Here is a 20,547-nt window from a genome sequence, read left to right as displayed (position 1 = left end):
CCAAATTTGTACTCTATATCGGTCGGTATGTTCATTCTGCGTCAATACTACATTTTTGCAGATGATCAGCAAGGAGTAGGGATGACATTAAAAGATTTGCCTAAGGAATCTCTTCCCCGAGAAAAACTCATAAATCAAGGACCGAACTCGTTAACCGATGCTGAGTTGTTGGCGATTTTTTTGCGTACCGGTTGCCAAGGAATGAATGTTTTAGAGTTGGCTGATTACCTATTGAAATCGTTTGGTTCACTGCGGCATTTGTTGACGGCGTCAGAAGATAAATTTTGTCAGCATAAAGGGTTAGGGCAAGCCAAATACGTGCAACTGCAAGCGTTTATAGAGATGACACAACGCTATTTAGCCGAGACTTTAGAGAAAGGCGATGCCTTAACAAGCCCTCAGCAGACGAAGTTATTTTTATTGAGTCTATTACGAGATAAACAAAGGGAAGTGTTTTATGTGCTGTTTTTAGACAATCAACATCGGGTGATTGATCATGAGTCGCTGTTTGAAGGGACTATCGATGCCGCCAATGTCTACCCTAGAGAAGTAGTGAAACGTTCATTACAGCATAATGCTTGCGCGATTATTTTAGCTCACAACCACCCCTCAGGAGTAGCAGAGCCAAGCCAAGCTGACCGGCGCATTACGCGACGTCTTATTGATGCATTAGCGCTGGTGGATATCCGAATATTAGATCATTTTGTGGTTGGCGATGGTGAAGTGGTGTCGTTTGCTGAACGAGGTTGGATGTAAGTAATTACTATGCTTGGTGCAGTAGAGTAGATGTAAGCAATTACTTACGTTGCATCTCTGCCCACCAACTTGGGTCAGCAATAATTTGCCCAGCATCATCTAAGGGTGGATATGGTAAGTTTTTACGTTTAGCCACTTTGGCCAATACCGGATGACCGCGCTCAAAAAGTGTTTTGTGAATCACTTGCTCAGGCAGTTTTAGTGGTGGGTTGCTGTACATATCTTTGTTGTGACGCTGACGTTGCGCTTCAAACAAAATTAAAGCACTAGCCACAGAAACGTTTAGAGATTGCACCATTCCTACCATAGGAATGACAATATCTTGGTCGGCCATTTCTATCGCAATATCACTGGTGCCGTGCTTCTCGCCACCTAATACAATTGCTGTGGGTTTGGTGTAATCCACTTCTCGAAAATCGACCGCGCTATCAGAGAGGTTAGTGACCAGTATTTGCATACCTTGCGCTTTTAAACTCTGATAAGCCTCTTGAGTGCTACGGTGAGTTTCAACTTCTACCCAGTTTCTTGCACCTGCTGAGGTGTGACCTAAGGTTTGCATTTTTTCATCCGGCCACACCGCATGAATTTTGTGCAAACCTGCCGCATCTGCAGTGCGAACCACTGCAGATACGTTATTAGGCTTGTGGACTTGTTCTAAACAAAGAGTCAGATCAACCTGACGTGAATTTAGAACTGCAACGATTTTTTGATAACGCTCTGGACTCATTTTTACCTACGGCGACGACGAACTCTTAATACCTGTGGCATGACACGAATCTTCTTCATTATGCCCGCAAGGTCAACCCTGTTCTTGGTTGTTAAAGAGAGAGTGACCATATATAAACGGCCGTCTTTTTCTTCTGTTGAGATGCCGTGGATATTTGACCCAGTGCGAGAAATAACATTGGTTAATCCTGCTAGTGCACCTTGGGTGTTTTGCATATCAATTTGCAGAGCGGTGATAAACTCTTGCTCGTGGCTGTCTGCCCATTCAACCGCCATGTATTTATCAGGTTCTTTCTGATAACCACGGATGTTTGGACAGGCTTCTCTATGAATAACCAGACCTCGACCCGGAGAAACGTGCGCTAAAATGTGATCCCCTGGAATTGGGTGACAACAGTTCGCGTAAGTCAGAAGAATACCGTCAGCACCTTTGATAGAGAGTTTCTTCTCAGAGCGAGGCTCTACAGAACTGGTCTCTGTGAGAGAGTCTGCATCACCAAGCAATCGACGTGCTGCGATAATACTCATTAGCTCACCAAGACCAATAGCCGCTAACATATCGTCAACGCTATCTAGTTTAAGATCGCTAAGGACTTGAGTGACGTTTTCTGGGTAAATAGTTTCAATTGAGTGACGACCCAAAGCGTGATTAAGCAGTCTGCGGCCCAAGGCGACAGAGTCTTCTCGGCGCATGGTTTTAAGAACCTGACGGATCTTAGTGCGCGCGCGTGAAGTGACTACATAGTTCAACCAAGCGGCGTTAGGTCTGGCACCCGGCGCACTAATGATTTCTATGGTTTGTCCACTCTTCAGAGCTTTACTTAAAGGATATGGATTTCTGTCAACACGAGTACCGACACAGGTATTACCAACATCAGTATGCACCGCGTAGGCAAAATCAACCGCAGTTGCGCCAACAGGAAGCTCTACGATACGACCTTTTGGTGTAAATACGTAGATTTCATCAGGGAACAGATCGGATTTAACATTTTCGATAAATTCGAATGAGTTACCTGCGCTTTGTTGTAGTTCAAGTAAACTTTGCATCCAACGTTGCGCTTTGACTTGTGCCGTTGTACCAGAGCGTTGACCGTTACTCTTATAAGACCAATGTGCCGCGACACCCTTGTCAGCCATTTGGTCCATGTCTTCAGTACGAATTTGCACTTCAACAGGAACACCATGTGGGCCAACCATAGAGGTGTGCAGTGACTGATAGCCATTGGCTTTTGGTACCGCAATATAGTCTTTCATTTTGCCAGGGCGTGGTTTGTACAAGCTGTGTGCTTGTCCCAATACGCGATAGCAAGTATCTACATCATCAACGATGACTCGGAACGCGTAAATATCCATAATGGTATGGAAACGCTGTTCTTTGGTCTTCATTTTGTTGTAGATGGAATAGAGGTTTTTCTCGCGACCTAAAACCCTAAACTTGATACCGCACTCTTCCATACGTCCCTCAATTTCTGAGTGGATACGTTGGATCATCTCTTTACGGTTACCACGAGCGGTTTTCACCACTTCTTTCAATACGCGATAACGGTTTGGATAGAGGGCTTCAAAGCCAAGCTCTTCGAGCTCAGTTTTAATGTTGTGGATACCCAGACGGTGAGCAAGAGGTGAGTAGATCTCTAGAGTTTCTCGAGCAATGCGACGACGTTTATCAGGACGAAGTGCTCCCAGAGTGCGCATGTTGTGCGTACGGTCAGAGAGTTTAATCAAGATAACGCGAATATCCTGAACCATAGCCAGCACCATTTTACGGAAGTTTTCCGCTTGGGCTTCTTTACGGTCTCGGAATTTCAGCTTGTCGAGTTTAGAAACGCCATCCACTAGCTCAGCAACAGCAGTGCCAAAGAGGTTTTCAAGTTCTTCTTTGGTGACTTCTGTATCTTCAATGACATCATGAAGTAGAGCCGCTTGTAGGGTTTCAAGATCAAGGCGCATTTCAGCGAGGATTCTTGCAACAGCCACAGGGTGGATGATGTAAGGTTCACCGCTAGAGCGAGTCTGCCCTTCGTGGGCATCTTTTGCTACCGAGTAAGAATGTCGTAGAGCCTCAATTTGAGGCTCTGATAGATATTCTTTGGCAACATCTTTAAGGCTATCAAATAGATACAAATTACGGGCCTAAAAGGTTACGAAATGTTGTGCAGATTAGCGAGTGTGAGCGATGCTGCTTACGGCTGCTAGTTCTGCTGCTTCCTGCTCTTGTTGTTCTTGACGATCTTTAGCGTCCAAGATTTCCTTAGTAATCAAACCTTCTTCGATTTCACGAAGAGCGATTACTGTTTGCTTATCGTTCTCTTCTGGCACTAGGGCATCTTTGCCGCCAGTTTGCATTTGACGTGCGCGACGAGCAGAAATTAGAACAAGGTCGAAACGGTTACCAACTTTTTCAACAGCATCTTGTACAGTTACGCGTGCCATGAGGACTCCAATTACTAAATTACATTTTAAATGACGGGAAATTATACAGCTTTCTAGATTACTCTGCTAGTAAAGCTGATAGCATTCCACTGTATTTTGCTGTTTGTTTGTCTTGTTTAAGGCGTTCTGCACGCAGAATAGCCCTAAAATCCATCAAAGCAGCGTCAAAATCATCATTAACTATGATGTAGTCATATTCATCATAGTGTGACATTTCTGATTTCGCCTCACTCATTCGTTTGGCGATAATTTCTGAGCTATCTTGACCACGCACATTTAGGCGACGTTCCAACTCACCATTTGATGGTGGCAGGATGAAAACGCTCTTCGCGTGAGGCATTTGCTTGCGAATCTGACGCGCACCTTGCCAATCAATATCTAAGAATACATCAATGCCGCGTTTTAGGTTTTCTTCAATCCAAATGCGAGATGTACCATAGTAATTGCCAAAGACTTCAGCGTGTTCTAAGAAAACACCATCTTCGATTAAGGTTTCAAATTCATTTCGCTCTACAAAATGATAATGAATGCCATCTTCCTCACCCGGGCGCATAGTACGCGTAGTATGAGACACAGAAACCTTCATTGCGTATACCGGATTTTTTTCCAGCATAGCTGATATCAGGCTAGATTTTCCCGCTCCGCTAGGTGCAGAAACGATATAAAGGGTGCCTTTTCCCATTCGTAGAGCTCCGAGATAGTGATTAACAATGTTATTGCGCAAGGGACAATAATGATAGCACTAGGATTGATGTAGACATAACCCTAGAAAAATGGTTGCGAAGGATAGCATGGAAATTCGTTAGGATATAGGGGGTCAGGTCTTGAAATTTGCAGGCTAGATAAAATCTAGCCTGCAAATTTCAAGACCTGACCCCGCAACTGCGATTAGATGTTGCGGACAGCTCGAACGTAGTTTTTGATGCGGATGACGTCGCCTTGCGGGCCAAAACCGTTTGGATAATCTTTCGCATCGCCTTGTTTTGGCTCAGCTCGTTGAGCACCTGCGCCATGCACATCGAGCAACTTTCTTTGGCTAGAGTTTGGTCGTTTCATGTATCCAAGACACTCGCCAAAGCAAAAATATGCGGCTTGTGATTGAGCTTTACGACCGGTTTTTTGGTGAGTGGTGCTGCTCCAAAAAGCAGGGTAGTTGTCATTGCCTTGCTCATCTTTGATGGTCGAGATGGCAAATACGGGGTCAATGGCCGCAGAGTCCGTCGCTTTAGGGGAGCGATCATAATCTACGATGGTTTGCAGCTCTTTAATATTAGGTAAACGCCAATCGTTATAACCTAAATATTTGTCTTTATTTAGCTTAGCGACCCATTGTTTAGCGTCATCCCAATCCAATCCCATTTGGCTGTCTTGTTTCGACCACATTAGCTGAGTGGCTGAATCGCTAATGGTGCCGTTATTGTTATCTGTAAAATGGTTTTTGCTGTAGTCAGTGTTGCCCCGCACTAAGCGCACAGTAAATTGGTTGTCTTCTTTAGTGCGCGGTTGCACTAATGGGTACCCTTTAATGCGCCCATCAGCAAAGTTAACCCCAAATACGGCTCTGTCTTTACCCATCACTTTACCTGAGTAAATAGAGGTCGACAGGTATTGTGAATCAATCACGCGTTTGCCATTAGTACCGTAGGCAAAATCAAATACGTCAGTATCAATGAAAGGTTTTGAGCCATTAGGAACCTTATACATATCGCGATTACTGGCATCAACGCCGGTAAATAAAATCAGTGAATACAGCTCTTTGATATTCGGCACGCGCCAGTCGTTATGTCCGCCGAATGTGGCGGAGTTGGCGTATTTTATCGCTTCGTCAAAACTCATCACTTGATAGTCTTTTTGCCACATTAAGCCGGTGGTTTTATCGGTGATGGTATTGTCATTGTTATTCTGATATTGCCCTTGTTCTATTGATACTACGGGATAGTTAGGTGTTGCGGCATTGGCAACAGATAGCATTGCAGAACAACAGGTGATGGTAACGGCGATATTTCGAAGTAGGTAAGACATAAGATTCCTTATTGCTTAAATTTTTATCGTAAGTTTATTCTTTCGGCGCTGTATTGGCACAATCTAAAGGCATAAGGTCAGTACTAAAAATGACTTCACCTTGATATTTTTTATTGATGATCTCTAAGCTGGCTTTTTCATTTATCTCACCACGTTTAAAGTGGGTATATACAAGTTTATCGACATTGGCTTGAGCGGCGATTTGGCTCGACTCTCTGATGTTTAAATGCGCGTGAGTTTTTGATTTGCCCGATGTTCTTTTCGGGGCTTTTTTATTCTTACCGTTGTTCATTATCATGCCGCCAGAATCCATAATTAAGCAGTTTGCATCTTTGGCAAATTCTGCAAACCCTGGGCCTGAGCTTAGGTCACCACTGATCACGACTGACTGGTCTTTATAGTCAAAGCGAAAGGCTAGGGTTTCTATGGTATGAGGTACCGAAAGGGTGGATATTTTTATGCCATTAAACGTAAAAGAATCACCGCCTTTTAGTTCATTGACCGTAAGGTGTTTTTCTCGTTGTTTTAATGTGCGATTGGTTTTACCAAGGCGATAGTTAAGGTCTTCCGCATATAGGCTTAGATTGCTATCGACATAAGCTTTGGTCTGCTTTGGGCCTGCAATCAGTGTTTCTCCTCGTCCGAGCAATACTCGGCTAAGCAATACCGAAAAATCCGCATTGTGGTCTAAATGATGATGAGTAAAAAGTAATGCATCTAGCTTGCGAGTATTAACGCCAAGTTTGTTGAGATTACGATTAACGCCATCTCCCATATCCACCAAAATTTTAGTGTCCCCTTGAGTAATGAGTACCCCGGCACTGACTCGCTCTGGATTGTAGTCAGGAGAACCCGAACCAATAATGGTGGTGTTCATTGTCGATGCTTGCGCATAAGGCACACTGGCAAAACAGCATGTGGCTACAAGCATTAGTTGTTTGCAAGAAAAGGGCATTAATACCTCTAAATCAATCGGTTAAATTCACTGCGTTAGAGTGACAATAGCAACCGAACTCATTTAACGATATTAGCTTTACCTGAATTTACAGAACACTGGGGGTCAGGTCTTGAAATTTGCATATCGATTTTTAGAGGTGAGTAAATCGAAGTGGATTAACTGCAAATTTCAAGACCTGACCCCGGGATATGTTTGCTTACATTTGGCTTCGATATAGCCGAAATAAAAACATCAAGGCCAAGGTCTCATTGAGCGAAGGTTGTAAGACTCACCCACTCTAGCTCTTTATATTATTGAGCAAATTAAACAGGTATCTCAATGGACCAAAAACTGCAAAGCAAGCTATCCATTAGCTTATTATCGCTACGAATTACTGTCTTTATCGTATTTTTCTTTTGGGGCTTAGATAAGATTATTGTGCCCGAACACGCCGTTAGGGTGATGTCAGGCTTTTATGGTTTGCATGTCTCTATCAATACAATGATTGTGATAGGTATCGCGCAAATGTTGTTTTTAGCGGCATTCTTACTTGGAAAGTGGAAAACAGTTACTTATGGGGCTGTTTTTGTCCTGCATGGCGCTTCTACTTTGTCATCATTAACTAAGTATTTTGATCCATTCAATAACTTATTATTCTTCACAGCATGGCCAATGCTAGCTGCTTGTTTTGTGCTTTTCCTACTACGCGACTACGACACTTACAGCATAGATAAAAAATAAATCCCAGGGGGCAGCATAAGGGGTCAGGTCTTGAAATTTGCACTCAAGTCTTCTTGCGTGCAAATTTCAAGACCTGACCCCCAAATAGCCAAAAGTTGGAATCCAGATCTAACAATATCAAACCTGCAATTATTCCTCGCTTCATACACTGACTAGCAAATCATTGGATTGTGTTGGGTAGGGTATGAGAAAACTGTTTGGATTATTGGTTGTTTTTTTCCTATTAGAGTATTCAGACAAGCGTGCATATGCTGTTGAAATATCAGTATTAACTGAATGTCAGGGCGCGCTGTCGTGTAACGGGCCTAATGAGCCTAATATTCCAGACAACGATGATGACGACAGCAATAACAATGGAGGCGATCTTGATGATGACTTTGCCCCTGATCCTGTTGATGTAGATAGAGCTGCCATTGAATCCGCAATTTCGGGCATTACCAACACTACTATAGACGCTGCTGATGCTGCTGGATTGGAGGCAGACAGAAATGCGGATGCAGCCGATACTCAAACAGCAGATACACAAAGCGATAATGAACAACAGCAACAACAAGCCAGTGAAGCGAGTGCAGAAGGGGACGAAAGTGATTGTCCTGTTGAATTGTACTCTGGGTGCAAAATAACACGTGAGATTGACTATACCCATCCGGTATTTTCTTTAGTTAGACAGCATCGTATCAGCCAAGGCTCTGCATGGTCGCTAGGTGCGGGTTGGCATTCTTCTTTAGATAGCCGAATTATTTGGGGTGTAGATGTTGATATACAGCCTTTAATTGAATTAAACCAAGCTTCAGTCAATCAGTACCAAACGATTATCGATGGCATTGACCAAGGCATTGATAAATTAAGCAACTCTTTCACAGGTCGCCTTGCTTACAATGAAGAGCAAGTACAGCAGCGATTATCAGCGGCCATTTCTGAGCTTCAGGCGCAGCGGACAATTTATATTGCGAGTAGAGATCAGATTCAAACAAAGATTAATGAGTTAACAAGCCAGCATCAACAATCGAATTATTATCGAGAACGTAACCGCTACGTAGTGGATACAGCTTATCCAATTGAGTATGAGATTGGGCTACATAAGTTAAAATGGGTCGCTCCTAATGGCAGTAGAAAGCTGTTTAGTGTTGAGCCTTCCACGTCAAACATCACACCGATTATAGGGCACAATACCCACTTAGAAATTGATGAAAACGGGTTCTTTATTGTCTCTACTCCCAAGGGCGTAACCTATCAATACAACTACCAAGGCTTCTTAGTCAAAGTACATCAAAATGATGGCCGTAGCGTGACTATTTATCGAGATAGTCAGCAACAGCCAATACGTATGGTTGATGAGTTGGGACGGGCTCTTTCCTTTACTTATACTGATGGTCGCTTAACGGAAATTATCGATCAAGAAGAGCGAACACATAGCTACACGTATCAATTTGGGAAACTGAGTGATGTTGTGCAATTCAATGGCGCTAAACATCATTACCAATACGCTTATCAAGATAATCCCTTAGCCTTAACTCTGAAATCCGATGGTGAAGGTAATACCGCATTTTATCTTTATCGCCAGCAAGACAACAAAACGGTGGTTGATACTCAGATAGATCCTTCCGGTAATCAGTTTAACTACGAGTATGATTTTCCAAATCGAACCACCACAGTGATAAACCGAAACAATACCCGCACTCGTTATCAGTACAACGCACACAATCAGATTTCATCTAAAGCATATGAATCTGACGGAAGTGAAATTCACAAGGTGTACGATGATAAAGGTAACTTGATAGTTGAATATGACGAATTGGGGCACACCACTCTCTACAGTTATGACTTGCACGGCCGCGTAATATCGACAACTGATCCAATGGGGCGCAGCACAGATATAGAGCGGGATGACGCGGGCAGAGTACTGTCAACGATTAATAATATTGGCGATGAAACGCAGTTTGTTTATGACAACACTGGCCGAGTAGAAAGCATTGAATTAGCGGATGGCTCGGTGGTGGAAGAGCATTGGCTTGATAACGTGTTGATTCGACGCATCGATGAAGTGGGTAATTACACTGAATATCAGTATGACGATTTAGGATACCCAATTCGCATTGAGCAATTTGATCCTCAAACACCCGTAGAGCAAAGATACATTCGAGAAACACAATTTGACAAAATAGGCCGAATATTAAAAGTTGCAGAAGGATCTCGCGCTCTTCCCCAGCAGCAGTGGCGCGTTACACATTATGAATACCACAGTGACGACGGTCGAGATTTAGACTCACCGACACGCATCATTGATCCGTTAGGCCGTGAGTCAATCATGCAGTACAATTCCAACGGTTTGCTCACTTACCGGCAAGACTTCTCCGGTGTTAAAACCTATCTGACTTACACGCCAAGAAATAAAATTGCTACCAAGAAAGTGCTCATGCCTTCCTTAACTGGAGAGACCGAATATCTTACTCAGTACCGCTATGATTCAGAAAATAACTTAGTGTCGGTGACGCTTCCGCATGGCGCAGTGTGGCAATACCAATATGATTCACGGAATAGGTTAATTCACTCTTCTATTAATGATACAGACGTCAGTAAATCGTATGCCTATGACGCATCAGGTAATCGCATTGCGGAAACCGATAGTTTAGGAGGTACGACTCACTTTCAGTATTACCCTGACAGCCAATTGCAATCCACTACTAACCCAATTGGGAATGTAGTTGAGCATTATTATGATGATGCGGGAAGAGCGTATGCCACTTACGATCATGAGCGGGCGGCGTATGTAAAGCAATATGGATATAACGAACTTGGGCACATCATTGAAAGTAACGATGGCAATGGGAATGCTACATATTTTACGCCAAATTCATTGGGGCTTGCTCTATCAATATCAATGCCGAATAGCACTCAAGACCGCATTCGACATGATTATAATTGGCAAGGCCTCCCAACCTTGTATAGCGACGCCAGTGGTGGCGAATATCTATTTGAATACAACGTGTTCGGTCAGGTTGTCTTAATTACAGACTCTGAGGGAGGTGTTGAGCAATTTCAATATGATGGGTTAGGGCGTAAAACTTTACACATCAATAAATCAGGGCTGCAAACTCAGTGGCAATACGATCAGCAAGCGAGTCAGCTAGTGGTCACACAAATTCAATCTGATACAGACAAAAGCATTATGTTGCTTGGTAACCATCGCCAAAGTAACAAAGTCTACGACTTGCTTGGACGTTTAATTGAATATAAGGATGCGGCTGAGCAAAGTTGGCAGTTTGAATATAATCAGCAGGGTTTACTTTCATCCATTATCTATCCAGATAGCAGTCAGGTATTGAGGCATTACAATCTTGCAGGATTGATGACCGCTGAAATAGTCACAACCCAAGGACAGCAATCTAGAGAAAGTTACTTTACCTACGATGGTGAAGGACGATTGTTGACTGAGCAACTGCCTTATTATCGCCTTGGTAGCGCTAATACATACCGTTATAACGACTTAGGATTATTAAGTTCAATGACGATGCCTGACGGCGCTTCTTATCAGTTTTATTATGATATGGCAGGCAGGAAAGTATCCGAAGTGAATCCCCTTGGACATCAACAGTCTTGGAAGTATGACGCCAATGATAATATAGTGAGTTATACCGATGCTGACGGCTATCGTTGGCATTACACCTATAACGCTGATAACCAAATTGTTCAAGTTATTGACCCCGAAAACGGGCATCACGCATCAACTGAATATGCATACGATGCAATGGGGCGACTCACATCGAGTAGTAATCAACTCGGCCATACTCAGCATAGGTTATTAGATTCATTAGGTCGCTTGATTGGCGCCAAAGATGCGGCTGGCAATATGACTCATATTCGCTTAGATAATGCCGGTAGGCCAATGACTATCTCCAACCGTCTAGGTGAAGAAACTCAGCAACAATATGATGCTTTTGATCAATTGATCTCTCAAACCAACTCGTTAGGTCACACAACCCATTTTGAATATGATGCACTTGGGCGGACATCCCATCAAACAAACGCGCTCAATGCCAGTGAGCGTTGGGGATACAATTTCCGTAATCAGGTGACGGATTATTCCAACCAACTCAATCAGACAACCCGTTATCAATACGATGGGTTCGGCAATATCTCTGAGATAGAACAGGCAAATAATAGTGTCACTCGATATGCGTTCAATGCCGCAAATAAGTTAACAAGCATTACTTCGGCAGCAGGGACTCAGCAGTCATTTAGCTATGACGATATGGCAAGGTTAACCACCTTTACCAACGAATTGGGTGAGCAGTGGCGTTATGACTATGATTTAGCTGGGCAGGTAACACATGTTTATCAACCTGAACAAAATACCGATATCCAGTTTCAATATGATCAGCGAGGTCATGTTACTGAACGTCAATACGCCCATCAAGGGCAGTGGCATAGTGAGGTATTGAACTACGATGGACTAGGACGTCTTGCCAATATTGATGGCCCTGAGTTAGCAGAAAATTATCACTATGATCCTGCGGGGCGATTAATTCAGGTTGATAATCACAAGCTAGGGCAAAGTTTTAACTATGAATACAATGCGCTTGGAGAAAGAACCTATAGCCAAGTTAGTGATGATGAAGGTGTTTATTATCATCGCGATGCAGAGGGGAAAATAGTAAGGCTTGAACGTAATACGGCTGACGGCAATCTTGCTTTTGAGCTTAGTTACGATGCAAGCGGTCAACTTCAACAGATTGATTACCCAAACCGAAGCCGCCGAAGCTTAGAATATGATGCAGTCGGTCGAATTGTCAGTATTGTTATCGAACAGCAAGAATATAAAGGTAATCGCTGGCGAGACACTTGGAACACCATCGAGGTGCTTAGTTATCAATACGACGGCGCGGGTAATGTCACCGCACAAAATAGGAAGACTGAACACGCTGATAGTGATCAATGGGCTTATTTTGAATATGACCAAGTCAATCGAATCATCAGCGCTGATTATCCCAATCAAGACGACATCGAATTTAGCTGGGATGATGTAGGGAATCTTACGCAAAAGCAGGCCAAAACAACCACCTATACATACAGTTATAACCAAGCCAATCAGTTAGTCGAGATGCAAGGGCATAGACTACCGGGCTTTTCTTGTGACGATAATAGCTGTGAAAATGATGACTCAAGCGACTCTCATAACTTTGTTTATCAATACGATGCCAATGGCAACCTAGCGAGTGTTAGCAATGGCTATGAAGTGCAGAGCTATCAGCATGATCCGCTAAACCGAATGACTGAAGTGATAAACCCCGATGGTTCAAGTGTTCAGTATGGATATGATGCAAGATCCCGCCGAGTGAAGACGGTGCGCACAGCCCAAACTGCCATCAAGCAAAACGGTAACTCTAATCAGTCAGCTCAACTCAATCAAACCACTTTATATAGTCATTATGACGGTCGCCAAGAGCAAGGCCAGTGGCAAGATAACGGTGCAGGGTTTACTTCATTTAGATCCCTGACTCTATTACCTGATTCAAATCTCCCCTATGGCAAAGTGCTGCATCAATCTCTATATGATTCAGCATCAAGCCTAGTGCAAGCGAGTGGCACTAAGGGTGCAGATACCAGACACCTTTACAATCATCATGATCGCTTAGGTAGCACTATTCACGTGTTAGACAGCACTGGCACTTCCGCTATGCGACTAGGCTACAGCCCATTTGGTCAAACCTATCGTAAGCACAATGATAAAACCTTTTGGAAAGCCAATGCGGGTGTTAATGCGAACAAGCAGTTAGGTCAACTAATGCCATATCAATACACAGGCAAGTACACCGAAAGCAGCACAGGACTAGTCAACTTAGACGCCCGTTGGTACAACCCGCACAGCAGTCGTTTTATCCAGCCAGACTACTGGAGCTTAAAGGACACATACCTCCCGACTGAAATTCAACATGAGCTAATAAAAGCAACCAGCCTTAATACCGACATGCTGCTACGTGATCCTAACCAACAAATGTCCTATGGTTATGTGAGTGGTAATCCGTTGGGGTACGTGGACCCATTTGGATTAGCGACTACGATTGTGGCAGCAAAAGTTGAATTTGGTGCTGGAGTTAAGATGTATGAAAAAAGAGGCGTAGCAATAATACAAGGTGACTCGGGGGATTATGAGGCATATTCATACAATGAAACTGGTGTGAGTGCTGGTGCGTCACTTGGAGTATCTGTAGGAATATCTATTGAGCACCATCCTAGTATTGATAATGTAAAAGATCTTGAAGGCGTTGGGATTGATGGAAGTATTGTAGCTAGTTCCCCTATTGGAGGTGGTGAAATTAGTATCGATAGTGATGGACGAAAGTCTTACGGAGTTGATATTGGGTTGGACATCGGATTGTCAGCTCCTATTAGAGTAGAGTCAGGAATTTCAAAATCGAAAGTAGATGGTTTGTTTTCAGATGGCCTGTCAAGTGTTGGTGATTCTATAAATAGTGTTAAAAGGGGAGAAATTGCATTATGCCGTTAATTAAATTTTTATGTATGTTTATTCTATTTGGATTTTCAGGAACAGGGCAAGCTGATGAGTCAATAGAAAAATATATCAGTGGGAAAATGAATAACTTCATTGGAGTTCCTCTACTCCAAGCAAGTGAAAAGGTTTTTGGAAGTGCACCCCCTGAATTTAATAAATACATAAAAGGTCTAGAGGATACTTTTGGCAGGTATGAAGAACACAGCATTTTATTGGTTAAAAAGATCTCTAATCGTTCAAACTACATATATATTGAAATGAACCTAGAGAAAGGTGCAGCGTATTTAAAACTACTGGTTTATAAAGAGAAGAATGCTCAATGGAGGATTAACTTGGCAACAGTAGATAAAGTTCCTGAAAATGTAATTTATGATCTTGATTTATTGAATTGTGAATGACTTTCCTATTATTACTAAAGGTTATTTTGACGATATGAAACTTACTGTAATTTATGTATCCGCTAACAAATTGGTGTTAATTAGAATGTTGTTAGTTTTAACAATATTCTTTATTGCTTCTCAGTTATATGAATTAATTGTTACCGGTGAAACATTGGATCGAAGTAAATATAAAGCTTGGGAAATGCCATATATAGCTTCTTTTATTCAATATATAGTCTTTATTATCATGAGTTGTTATTTTTTGTTTTATGGTTATAAACGTAAGTGATAATACTTCTATTTTTTGTCTTACACAGATGAAATTTATTAATATGAGTATGTGAATGAAGTCATAAGTGTATAGATTTATAAGCGACTGGTTATTGAAAGGGTATAGTATTTTATTCTTTGCTTTGTAGATACTATTTTTAATAAGAAAAAGCAAATATTACTTCGTTAGGTTAAATATAGGATCAATATGTCATTAAGAGTAATTACATTATTGTTCATCATGAATTTCTCGCCTTTCACCCTCGCTTCTGATTCTGTAAAAGAATTAGTGAATGATAAAGTGAGTTATTACTTCACTCATTCAGCTGAAAAGACAGCTAAGTATTGGTCTCCATTCAGCGATGCACCTGCACCTGTTATTGATACTCTGAAACGCTATGAATCACGATATGGAAAGCCAATCTCTTACGATACGATAGCAATAGAGGAGGTAACTCCTAGAGTTTCTATTGCCTTTGTGGCGGTTAATTATGAGAAAGGAGCAACCTTTCTTCGGCTACAACTATATCTAGATAACAATAATAAGTGGTCTTTGATGTTTGTCAGTCTAAACCCTGAACCGTTTGGATTAATTCCAAACGTGATTACTTTTAGTAAGAGATTTAGTCACTAGGGGTAAGGTCTTGAAATTTGCACGCAAGTTCCCTTGCGTGCAAATTTCAAGACCTGACCCCGCTTTAGCACCTTACCCAGTAATGTGGCTATTCTTTATGCTTAATGGATATTATTGTGTCCATAACTAAGGCTTTGGCGCTATAATGGATATTATTGTGTCCATTTGAGTTGCTTATGAACTTTTTGCTTTTAGATGATGCCGATGTAAGTCAAGCCTTTGCTATTCACCTGCGTAGATTACGTAAGCAAGCGAAGCTATCGCGAGAGGCACTTGCCCTACGTAGTTGTGTACCTGCTTCGACAATTAAAAAATTTGAACTCACTGGGCAAATCTCATTTCGCCAACTATTGCTTTTATGGCAATCGCTGGATTCATTAGACAGACTTTATCAACTGACACAAGTAACTACTGATCGTTCCACTTTACCAACCAGTATCGAAGAGGTACTTAAAGATGAGTTTTAAATCCATTCAAAAGCTGAATGTGGAACGAACTCTCACAACGGGAGAAATCGTATCGGTGGGTGTACTAGCACAAAACCATCAAGGTGTTTTCTTTCAATATGATAAAAGCTATCTAAGTAGATTTGGCAATTTATCACCTTTTACTCTTCAAGGTGATACGCGATTACAGCAAGCACCGAAAGATCCTCATCAAGGTATTCATGGTGTTTTTGGTGACAGCCTTCCCGATGGTTGGGGGTTGTTATTGCAAGATCGCGTCTTTCGCCAACAAGGTATATTGCCAGCGCAAGTAACAGCAATGGATAGACTGGCGTTTGTTGGGCAACAAGGTGTGGGGGCATTGTCTTTTACCCCTGTATCTGAGCTCTCATTAACCCAGCGTTCAGACATTGACTTGGCAACTCTTGGGCTCGAAGCACAAACATTGTTTGACCAAGCTCTCTCTGACGATTTAGATGGTAGCACTCAGCAAGTGTTAGCAACCTTGGTTGCAGTTGGAAGCTCTGGTGGTGCTCGTCCTAAAGCACAAATCTATATGCCAGTTGGAGATACGACGCAATGTCGTACCTATGCACAACCTGGCGATGAAGCATGGCTCGTTAAATTTACCTCCAAGAACTTGGCGTTGGGTCATGAAGAAGGCTTGTGTGAAGCCGTCTATTTAGAAATGGCTGAACAAGCAAAATGCCAGCCACCAATTTGGCAGTTAATTAAAGCCCCAATAAGTAGCGGAGCTAAAGCTTGGTTAGCATTAAAGCGTTTTGATTATTTACCTGATCCGGATAAAGCAGGGCGCTTACATATGCACAGTGCTTGTGGCTTATTAGATGCCGACTTCAGAAGCCCTAGCTTAGACTATAGCGATCTGATTAAAGCTAGTCGTCAACTGTGCAAGTCACCAGCTGTCGGGCAGCTTCAGTTTCGTCGCGCAATGTTTAACTTATTCGCCGCGAACCAAGACGATCACAGTAAAAACTGGGGCTTTTTACAAGACGATGATGGCAGTTGGCAACCCGCACCATTTTACGATGTGACATTTAGCCCTCATCCCTTTAATGAGCATGCCACCGCCTTTGCTGGATATGGAAAGGCGCCACCACTAAAAATGATACAAAAGTTAGCTACCAGTGCAGGCTTTGCTACTTGGAAAGATGCGCAACAATGCATTCAAGAAGTGGTTGATGCCATTAGTCAGTTTACGTATTTAGCCGAGCAATATGCGGTTAGCAAGACGACAATATTAGCGATTGAGAAAACGCTCACAGAGCGTAAGCAGGAAAATGCCGCACTCTTTGCCTGAGGTGACATTTTTTAAGACGTAGGATTAGGATAAATAAAGCAAGTAGATAAAGCATGAAACCAGGTCGAAATGAACCTTGCTCTTGTGGTATTGGTCAAAAGTACAAACGCTGTTGTTTGCTCTGAGGCGCAATTAATCACGATATGTCATGAGATTAGATTCGCTTCTTCGATTGCAACCTGGTGTAATAAATCAAAATATAGAGATAGAAGTAACGCATGCAACAGATTGGCATTTATGAACAACTCATTACTCAATTGATAGAAAATAGAGTAGATCGTGAACGTTATTATGTTGGTGAACGCGCGTTAGATGGAGCAGAGGCATCGGTTTGGCTTTCGCGTTTTTTATCGCAAATTATTGAATATGCGATTGATGCAGTGCCTGCTAGTGATGAGAGATTACACCATCAAATAGCACTCTCTAATCAACTGCTTTTGTGGCTAAAAGAGCAGATTCAAGACAAAGATCTGATAGAAGATAACTTACTCAATAGTCAGGGGAAAATCTTAACGGCTCTGTATGAACTAGAGAACCCTGTTTCTGCGGATCTAAAGAACTACATTGACGATATATTCCCTTTGACTGGGCTAACTCAAAGTGAGCTTTTCTGTGGAAGTAATGCGGGTCTATCTCTAGAGTCTGAGATAAAAAGAGAAATCTTGTCTGCGAATAAAATTTATTGGTTGGTCTCATTCATCAAATGGACAGGGATACGCATTTTTCGCAAAGAGTTGGAAGCATTTACCAATAGTGGTGGTGAACTTAAAATTATCACTACTTCGTACATGGGGGCGACAGATGCTAAAGCGGTAGAGTATTTGGCGAGCCTACCTAATACCCAAGTTAAGCTCAGTTACAATACCACTCGCGAACGTTTGCATGCGAAAAGCTATCTATTTTTGCGCGATACGGGTTATCACACCGGTTATATAGGCTCTTCCAATTTATCCCATTCGGCTTTAACCAATGGATTAGAGTGGAACTTAAAAATTACCTCACAAGAGATACCTCATATTATTCAAAAGTCTTTAAGCACCTTTGAAACGTACTGGGCATCCCATGATTTTGAAGTTTTTACTGGTGATACGGTAAGTGTCGAAAAACTGAAGCATGCTTTAAAGCAGGAGAGAGGCGAAACCCATAAAGAAGTTTCTCACTTTTTTGATATCACCCCTTTTCCACATCAAAACGACATATTAGAACAATTAGCTGTCGAACGAAGCATTCATAAACGGTTTAGGAACCTTGTCGTGGCGGCTACAGGGACAGGAAAAACCTTAATCTCTGCATTTGACTTCGCTCGTTTTAGAAAACAAAACCCTAATGCTACTTTTTTGTTTATTGCACATAGAGAAGAGATTCTAAAGCAAGCTTGCTCTGCCTATCGTGGTGTACTGAGAAACAGTGATTTTGGTGAGCTTTGGGTTGGTAATTACAAACCTGAACACTACCGCCAGTTATTTGTGTCAGTGCAAACATTTAACCGAAATATTGAACAGTTAAATCTCACCTCAGATTACTATGATTATATCGTTGTCGATGAGGTGCATCACATCGCGGCTAGTAGCTATCGAGCAATATTAAAACACTTTCAACCGCATATTTTACTTGGGTTAACTGCCACCCCTGAGCGCCATGATGGCGGAGATATCTTAAGTGATTTTGGTGGCGTGATAGCCGCTGAATTGCGCTTACCCGAAGCCATTAATCAACGTCACCTTTGTCCATTTCAATACTTTGGGATCGATGACGATACAGATTTAAGGACAATCCCTTGGAGTCGTGGTCGCTACGATATTGCACAACTTACCAATGTCTATACTCACAATCAAAGTCGCTTTAATAAGATATTACTGAGCCTACAAGAGATCATTACAGACTTAAGCGGTATGAGAGCATTGGCTTTCTGTGCGAGCTGTGAGCATGCTCAATATATGACTCAGCAATTCCTATTGAAGGGAATTAAAGCCGATATCTTAACAAGCGATAATAGTGATGAGCGCCAACAAAAGCAGCAAAGTCTACGTATTGGTGACATTAATGTGCTTTGCGTTGTTGATATATTTAATGAAGGTGTCGATATTCCAGAAGTGGATACTTTGCTTTTTTTAAGACCTACCGAGAGTTTGACTATATTTTTGCAACAGCTCGGTCGAGGTTTGAGACTAGCAGATGGAAAAGAGTGTTGTACGGTTTTAGATTTTGTGGGTAATTCTCGTCCTGAATATGATTTTGCTAATAAATTTAGAGCTCTCGTAGGAAAAAGTAAACGAGCAATTACTGATGAGATTAAGCAAGGATTTCCTGATGCACCTCTGGGTTGTCGTATCGAGTTGACTAAACAAACTCAAGCTATGGTATTGCGAAATATTAAACAAGCATCTATGAACCTAGTTCGTTTGATGAGTATGATTAGGCAGTACCCGCAACACTCAGAGTTACCTTTGACTCTATCTAACTTTTTAATCCAACACCCTCATGTTGATTTGAACGATATGTATAAAAGAGGTTGTTGGGAGGAGCTAGTTGAGAGATCACAAGATAAAGTGAGCGAGTCTTCATCAAATAACCTACATTGGAAGATGTTTCAAAAAGCGGTTTTTAATCGTATTTTAGCTTGTGATGATCATGATTATTTGAGCTTTTTAAAACACCTCTGCCTTACCAATTTTGAGTTACCGGAAAATAATTATCGGCAGGCACTTATGTGCCACTACGATTTCTGGCAAAACACAGGGTCTACTGTAGGGTTTGAGTCATTAGCCGAGAGCTTCTCTTCTTTGCGAAAGCTAGATATCGCGTCTGAGCTTGCGAGTGTTTTAGATTGGTTATTGAACAAAACCAAATATCAACAATTAACTATTTCTGATTTACTAAGTGTGCCTTTAAAGTTACATGCTCGGTATGCGCGCGAACAAATTTTGGTAGCTTTTGGGGCGATAACGTTTGAACGAAAACCTCAAGCAAGAGAGGGCGTGTTTGATCTTAAAGAACAGAACATTGAACTGCTATTTGTGACGTTGGAAAAAGAAGGAAAGCAGTTTTCACCTACAACTATGTATCATGATTATGCGATTAATGAGCACTTATTCCATTGGCAATCTCAAAATAGAGCCCGCCCAGACCGCGGTAAAGGGTTAAGTTACATACAGCACCGACAGAATAAAAAACGCTTGTTCTTATTCGTGCGTGAGCAAATAAACGATCAGTACGGTCGTACCATGGGCTTCGTGAATTATGGGGAAGTTGACTATGTCAGTCACACAGGTTCACAACCTATGAGTATCACATGGAGATTAAGGCATGCCATGCCAAACTTCATGTGGCAACAAGCTGCAAAATTAGCGGTGGGATAATTTAAAAA

The 20,547-nt window shown here is 42.0% G+C and carries 15 protein-coding genes; 9 read left to right on the top strand and 6 right to left on the bottom strand.

The window, feature by feature from the left end; translation table 11 throughout:
- The first annotated feature begins 81 nt into the window (after positions 1-81).
- Positions 82-756 (top strand): RadC family protein, encoded by a 675-nt coding sequence (radC, locus tag QV280_RS12110; RefSeq protein WP_152822439.1) that lies wholly within the window; start codon positions 82-84, stop codon positions 754-756.
- Between the two features lie 40 nt (positions 757-796).
- Here the strand turns inward: radC and trmH are convergent, their stop codons facing one another.
- The 6 genes from trmH to QV280_RS12080 all read right to left on the bottom strand — a co-directional run bounded on the left by trmH (position 797) and on the right by QV280_RS12080 (position 6,868).
- Positions 797-1,483, bottom strand: coding sequence for a tRNA (guanosine(18)-2'-O)-methyltransferase TrmH (gene trmH, locus QV280_RS12105; protein WP_152822253.1), 687 nt, complete (start codon positions 1,481-1,483; stop codon positions 797-799).
- A gap of 2 nt (positions 1,484-1,485) precedes the next feature.
- A complete protein-coding gene (gene spoT / locus QV280_RS12100; protein WP_152822255.1) occupies positions 1,486-3,606 on the bottom strand; it encodes a bifunctional GTP diphosphokinase/guanosine-3',5'-bis pyrophosphate 3'-pyrophosphohydrolase in 2,121 nt (706 codons plus the stop codon).
- Positions 3,607-3,642: 36 nt separating this feature from the next.
- Positions 3,643-3,915 carry a DNA-directed RNA polymerase subunit omega gene (gene rpoZ / locus QV280_RS12095; RefSeq protein WP_017027279.1) on the bottom strand — a complete coding sequence of 91 codons (273 nt, stop codon included), beginning with the start codon at positions 3,913-3,915 and terminating at the stop codon, positions 3,643-3,645.
- Positions 3,916-3,973: 58 nt separating this feature from the next.
- Entirely contained in the window at positions 3,974-4,597 is a 624-nt protein-coding gene (gene gmk / locus QV280_RS12090) for a guanylate kinase (protein ID WP_152822257.1), read from the bottom strand.
- A 206-nt stretch (positions 4,598-4,803) separates the two neighbouring features.
- Complete coding sequence (locus QV280_RS12085; protein WP_152822259.1) at positions 4,804-5,937, bottom strand: Lcl C-terminal domain-containing protein; 1,134 nt, start codon at positions 5,935-5,937, stop codon at positions 4,804-4,806.
- A gap of 34 nt (positions 5,938-5,971) precedes the next feature.
- Positions 5,972-6,868: an MBL fold metallo-hydrolase gene (locus tag QV280_RS12080; RefSeq protein WP_253912605.1), complete on the bottom strand. Its 897-nt coding sequence runs from the start codon at positions 6,866-6,868 to the stop codon at positions 5,972-5,974.
- Positions 6,869-7,213: 345 nt separating this feature from the next.
- On the opposite strand from QV280_RS12080, the gene QV280_RS12075 reads away from it, so the two are divergent.
- The 8 genes from QV280_RS12075 (at position 7,214) to QV280_RS12040 (ending at position 20,539) form a co-directional block, all read left to right on the top strand.
- Positions 7,214-7,615: a hypothetical protein gene (locus tag QV280_RS12075; protein WP_152822263.1), complete on the top strand. Its 402-nt coding sequence runs from the start codon at positions 7,214-7,216 to the stop codon at positions 7,613-7,615.
- 184 nt (positions 7,616-7,799) lie between these two features.
- Positions 7,800-14,123: an RHS repeat-associated core domain-containing protein gene (locus QV280_RS12070; protein WP_152822266.1), complete on the top strand. Its 6,324-nt coding sequence runs from the start codon at positions 7,800-7,802 to the stop codon at positions 14,121-14,123.
- Positions 14,114-14,527 carry a hypothetical protein gene (locus QV280_RS12065; RefSeq protein ID WP_152822269.1) on the top strand — a complete coding sequence of 138 codons (414 nt, stop codon included), beginning with the start codon at positions 14,114-14,116 and terminating at the stop codon, positions 14,525-14,527. The genes QV280_RS12070 and QV280_RS12065 overlap by 10 nt, the downstream gene beginning before the upstream one ends.
- Positions 14,528-14,987: 460 nt before the next feature.
- Positions 14,988-15,413 (top strand): hypothetical protein, encoded by a 426-nt coding sequence (locus tag QV280_RS12060; protein ID WP_152822271.1) that lies wholly within the window; start codon positions 14,988-14,990, stop codon positions 15,411-15,413.
- Positions 15,414-15,589: 176 nt separating this feature from the next.
- Positions 15,590-15,880, top strand: coding sequence for a helix-turn-helix domain-containing protein (locus QV280_RS12055; protein ID WP_152822273.1), 291 nt, complete (start codon positions 15,590-15,592; stop codon positions 15,878-15,880).
- On the top strand, positions 15,870-17,180 hold the full coding sequence (locus tag QV280_RS12050) for a type II toxin-antitoxin system HipA family toxin (RefSeq protein WP_152822275.1): 1,311 nt from the start codon (positions 15,870-15,872) through the stop codon (positions 17,178-17,180). Before QV280_RS12055 ends, QV280_RS12050 begins: the two co-directional genes overlap by 11 nt.
- Positions 17,181-17,233: 53 nt before the next feature.
- The gene (locus QV280_RS12045) at positions 17,234-17,305 is read left to right on the top strand and encodes an SEC-C metal-binding domain-containing protein (RefSeq protein ID WP_152822441.1); all 72 of its coding nucleotides are present in this window, start codon (positions 17,234-17,236) and stop codon (positions 17,303-17,305) included.
- Between the two features lie 93 nt (positions 17,306-17,398).
- Entirely contained in the window at positions 17,399-20,539 is a 3,141-nt protein-coding gene (locus tag QV280_RS12040; protein ID WP_152822276.1) for a DUF3427 domain-containing protein, read from the top strand.
- Positions 20,540-20,547: the final 8 nt, after the last annotated feature.

This window comes from Vibrio sp. B1Z05, from assembly GCF_052955985.1.
Note: the sequence above shows the minus strand (reverse complement) of the source record. Positions and strands in the feature narration are given on the sequence as shown.